Origin of the sequence: Neisseria sp. HMSC070F02 (assembly GCF_001814225.1) — a bacterium.
GTDB lineage: Bacteria > Pseudomonadota > Gammaproteobacteria > Burkholderiales > Neisseriaceae > Neisseria > Neisseria meningitidis.
Window position 1 is genome coordinate 1 of sequence record NZ_KV815482.1, and the last position, 4,319, is coordinate 4,319.

At 48.4% G+C, this 4,319-nt stretch carries 3 protein-coding genes and 1 pseudogene; all 4 read right to left on the reverse strand.

Going from position 1 to position 4,319, the window contains the following annotated elements; translation table 11 throughout:
* Positions 1-47: 47 nt before the first annotated feature.
* A complete protein-coding gene (locus HMPREF2959_RS09405) occupies positions 48-434 on the reverse strand; it encodes a type II toxin-antitoxin system VapC family toxin (RefSeq protein WP_002234173.1) in 387 nt (128 codons plus the stop codon).
* Positions 431-679 (reverse strand): type II toxin-antitoxin system Phd/YefM family antitoxin, encoded by a 249-nt coding sequence (locus tag HMPREF2959_RS09410; protein ID WP_002232950.1) that lies wholly within the window; start codon positions 677-679, stop codon positions 431-433. The genes HMPREF2959_RS09405 and HMPREF2959_RS09410 overlap by 4 nt, the downstream gene beginning before the upstream one ends.
* 363 nt (positions 680-1,042) lie before the next feature.
* Positions 1,043-3,422 (reverse strand): annotated as a pseudogene (locus tag HMPREF2959_RS09415) (TonB-dependent hemoglobin/transferrin/lactoferrin family receptor).
* A gap of 174 nt (positions 3,423-3,596) precedes the next feature.
* Positions 3,597-4,226 carry a biliverdin-producing heme oxygenase gene (locus HMPREF2959_RS09420; RefSeq protein ID WP_002220470.1) on the reverse strand — a complete coding sequence of 210 codons (630 nt, stop codon included), beginning with the start codon at positions 4,224-4,226 and terminating at the stop codon, positions 3,597-3,599.
* Positions 4,227-4,319: the final 93 nt, after the last annotated feature.

Consider the following 4,319-nt stretch of genomic DNA (forward strand, 5'->3'; position numbering starts at 1 on the left):
ATTTCGTTAACAGACTATTTTTGCAAAGGTCTCAGTTTTTGTATTTGTCAGCTTGATGCGTTGACAACTCTAATTCCATACTGCGGAATATATTCATCGACAGTCATCAGTTCAAAGCCTTCCGCTTGGGTTTGTGCAATCAACATCCTATCGAAAGGGTCTTTGTGTATCTCCGGAAGGCTTCCAGCCTGTTTTGCATGAAACAGACCTATAGGCAACATTTCAAAATCCTCTTCTTGAAGCACATCAAAAAACTCTTCCGGTAATTTCAACAACCCCTTGTTCTGCTTGATGGAAATTTCCCAAATACTCGCTGCACTGACAAAGATCGCATTTCTCGGATTTTCTATCAGTTTGCGTGCAGATATCCCCAGTTCCTTGTCATCCAACAACCACCACAGCAAAGCATGGGTATCAAGCAGAATCTTTCTCACAGAGCCGACTCCTCAAAAAATAAAGCTGCCGTTTCATTGTCATCCTCAAGAATACGTGAAATATCCGTATTTTCCATATGACTGAATTTTTTCAACCTTCCTGCATTTCGTGCCGGTTTTTCAATACCGGTTAGTTGGACGCAAGGCTTACCTGCCTTCGCAATAATAACAATTTCCCCTGCTTCTGCTCTTTGAATCAATTGACTCAAATTGGTTTTTGCCTGATGAATATTTGCTTGAAACATAACACTTCTCATGATTAGCTAACTTAACTAATATACATCATTACCAAGATTTTGGGAATCTCATTACATATATTTGATTATATCCGCCGTTTTATTCACACCTTGCTATTTATAGTGGATTAACAAAAACCAGTACGGCGTTGCCTCGCCTTAGCTCAAAGAGAACGATTCTCTAAGGTGCTGAAGCACCAAGTGAGTCGGTTCCGTACCATCTGCGGCTTCGTCGCCTTGTCCTGATTTAAATTTAATCCACTATAATACCCCATCACACAGATTTACGGTAAAAAACCGTCCGAATGAGTTCTTGAACACAATTCGGACGGCTTTAATTTTCAACAAGGCAATTAATTCAATAATACCAGATTAAAACTTCCATTCCAGCGATACGGCGTAATTACGGCTTGGGGCGCGGTAGCGGTCTAAGCCTTTACCATCGCGGTCGACCGCATTGGTGGTGCTGTAGCTATACAGGCCGCGCAGGGAATCCCAAGTGGTGTATTTGCGGTTGAACACATTATATACGCCTGCACGCAAAGTCAGGTTTTTAGCCGGTTTGTAGAAGCCGTACATATCAAACACATAAGCCGACTTGTTCAGCCACGGGTAATCTTTTACCTTTTTCTGCAAAGGCGTACCCCAGCCCTTGTTTTCATAAACGGTGTATTGCGCGTCTTTGACCTTTTTCGCGCCCAGATAGGTCAGGCGGGAGAACACGCCCCATTTTTCGCTCGGACTTTCATAGTCGATACCGGCAATCACTTTCAACGGCTGTGTGGACAGCAGGCTGTTGTCGCCCGACAGTTTGCTTTTCGCATAACCCAGCGAGCCGAACAGTTTCCAGCCCTCAGGAACAAAAGACGCTACTTTGTCCACATTCAGACGGCCTGTCAGCTCGATACCGCGGATTCTGGCCTTGTCGATATTTTGCATCTGCCATTCCAGTTTTTCGGAATAAGGATTGCTACACATACCGTAGTAGTAATTCATCTGAGTACAGCTGACATCGCCGCTGGTGGTCAGCTTCTGCTCTTCCGAAAGGAAATTGCGGTAGTTGCTTTGATACAGATTGGCATCCAGCGTACCTTTTTCACCGCGTCCCTGCAAAGACAGGGTGTGGGTGGTGCTGCGCTCGGCTTTCAGATTAGGACTAGGCAGCCATGTGCCCGCACCGTGGTTGTAAGTGAAATACACTTCGGACGCATTGGGGACGCGATAGCCGGAAGTAATGTCGTAACCGACACGCCAAGCCTGATTCAGTTGAGCCGCCAAACCGGCGAAACCGCTCCAGCCGCTGTAAGTATTCGGTGCGGGCGGGGTTTTGTCGCAGGCATGACAGTCGGCATTCAATTCCTGAGGCGTCATTTTGGTGTGGTCGTAACGGATACCTGCGCGGCTGCTGAACACGTCGTTCCATTGGATTTGGTCAGACAGCGAGAAACCGTAGTTGGTGGTTTTCACAGGGTGTTGAATCGAGCTGGTGGTACGAGATATCTGACCACTGAAGTAGTAATCGTCGCGGTTTAAGTTTTCAAACTCACGTTGACTGGCAAAGGTTTTGAACAACAGGCGGTGTCGCCCCCCCCCCGAGTTGCAACGGATGGCTGTCCAAACGCAGGGTAATGCGTTTGAAGCGGGTATCCATACTGCGGTTGTAGATTTCATCCAAGTCCTTTTGATTGTAGTTACGTGTCAAGGTGGAAGAATCCTCTATCGGGAACGAACCTTTGTAGTTGACCGCAGATACTTTGGTTTTTTGATAATCGACATCCGCTTTTACCATAGACAACCGGTCGGATTCCGGCGTCCATTCGTAAAAGAGGTTGGTGTTACGCCGTCTGTTGACATCGTCAGCTTCACGCCAATAAGAAGCAAGCAGGTTGTAAGACTCTTCAATCGTGTAATTATGCCCCTGCTGACCGTTGAGCGATGCGCCGATGCGGTGGTTGTCGTTGATTTGATAAGCAATCTTACCCAAGAAGCTGTGGTATTTGTGTTTGGACGGATCGGGGATGCCGCGGGCGGAACCGCGGATATTCGTTTCTTTACCCGCACCTTCTACCGGATAGCCGCGGTTGCCCGCGCTTTCGGTTTCATGGCCGCGCCGTTGCGAATACAGCAAAGCAGCATCCACGCGGTCGTTGCTCACGCCGAAACCGAGGGTATTTGTCCATTCACGGTTACGCGTGCTGTAACCGTTTTTCATCATCACGCCGAATTGCCTGTCGTCCAACAGCAAATCACGTCCTTGCAGGGTTTGGTAATTCACACCGCCGCCCAATGCACCACTGCCGGTATTGAAAGAGTCTGCGCCCTTCACGATTTCAATATTGCGTACGAGTTCGGGGTCGATAGACAAACGCGAGCTGTTGAAGTTGCCATAACGGGCGTACAGCGAGTTTTCTTCGGAATCAGGCAGGTTTACACCGTCTATGCTCACGCCGACACGGTTGCCTTCCACGCCGCGAACAGCAAAGCCTTTTTGATGGCGGCCGCTGTCGCTCAAGCCGACATCGGTGGAATAGCGCACCAAGTCTTTGTTGTCGCGTATCATTTCTTGTTTGATACGGTTAAGGTTGACGCGTTCCACAGCCGCAGGCGCATTGCGCTGGCCTTTAACGCGCACTGCTTTTACCTCTGCCTTAACGGGTGTGGTTTCAGTTGCAGCTTCATCTGCCGCAAAGACCGGATTGCCGAAAATACTGCCGACCAGCGCGGCGATAGGGAGCATTTGTAATGGTTTCATATTATCAACTCAAGATGTATGGATTGTTCATCCATCGGTTAGCGAATAATAGATTTTATGATAATCATTAATATTTAATAAGACAGTAATCCATGTAAACAAAGCCGCGCCGTGTAAATAAAGGCCCCTGCAAACAGCTATGCCGAGACCTTGTTTATTTGGTTCGATTATTTTTTAGTGCCTGTGCGGCATCATTCCTTCCGGTGCTTCGGCATCGGCTGCCAAGCCGAAGGTTTCGCGCAACACGACTTTGTAGAATGCAAAGGCTTCGCGCGCGCCTTGGATGGCTTCGGCTTCGGCTTCGGGGCTTAAGCCCAATGCGTTCAGATGCTCGACGAAGGCGCGCCAGTGTTTGCCGCGCCCGTCGGGATGCGGAGCGAGGTGGCGCGCGCCGTGTTCGCCGTTGTAATCGAGTTTTTGGGCGTGTTTGAACAAAAACGCCGCGCCCAAATTGGATCCTTCGGCGCAATAAAGCCAGCCGATTGCTTTGTTGCCAGTTTCGTATGGCAATTCTTTGTCGAATTTGTAAGGCTCTTCGCCCAAATCTTTCAAGTCTTGCGTTACGGCATCGTATCGCGCCATGTATTCCAGCTCGGGAATGGCTTTGTTTAATTCGGCATCTTTATAGATGTGGTCGACGGCCTTGTGGAAAACGGATTGGAGTTTCAAAAATTTGATGTAGTTTTCTTTGCTGACAAACGGTTGGACAGACATAACGAGGTTATCCACGCTGTCGTGAACCGCCGTGGTATCCGCCTTCAGACGTTTGGCAAACGTCAGGGCTTGATTTTCGGTTTCACTCATAAGTTTTCCTTTGTCGGTAAGGGATAAGGATGCGGGGCGGGCAAAATCCGCACTTGCCCGCATATTATAGTGGATTAACAAAAACCAGTACGG

What these genes read in the sequence shown, in the direction of transcription:
- HMPREF2959_RS09420 (WP_002220470.1), bottom strand. Translation starts at nt 4,226, where the DNA reads ATGAGTGAAACCGAAAATCAAGCCCTGACGTTTGCCAAACGTCTGAAG.
- HMPREF2959_RS09410 (WP_002232950.1), bottom strand. Translation starts at nt 679, where the DNA reads ATGTTTCAAGCAAATATTCATCAGGCAAAAACCAATTTGAGTCAATTG.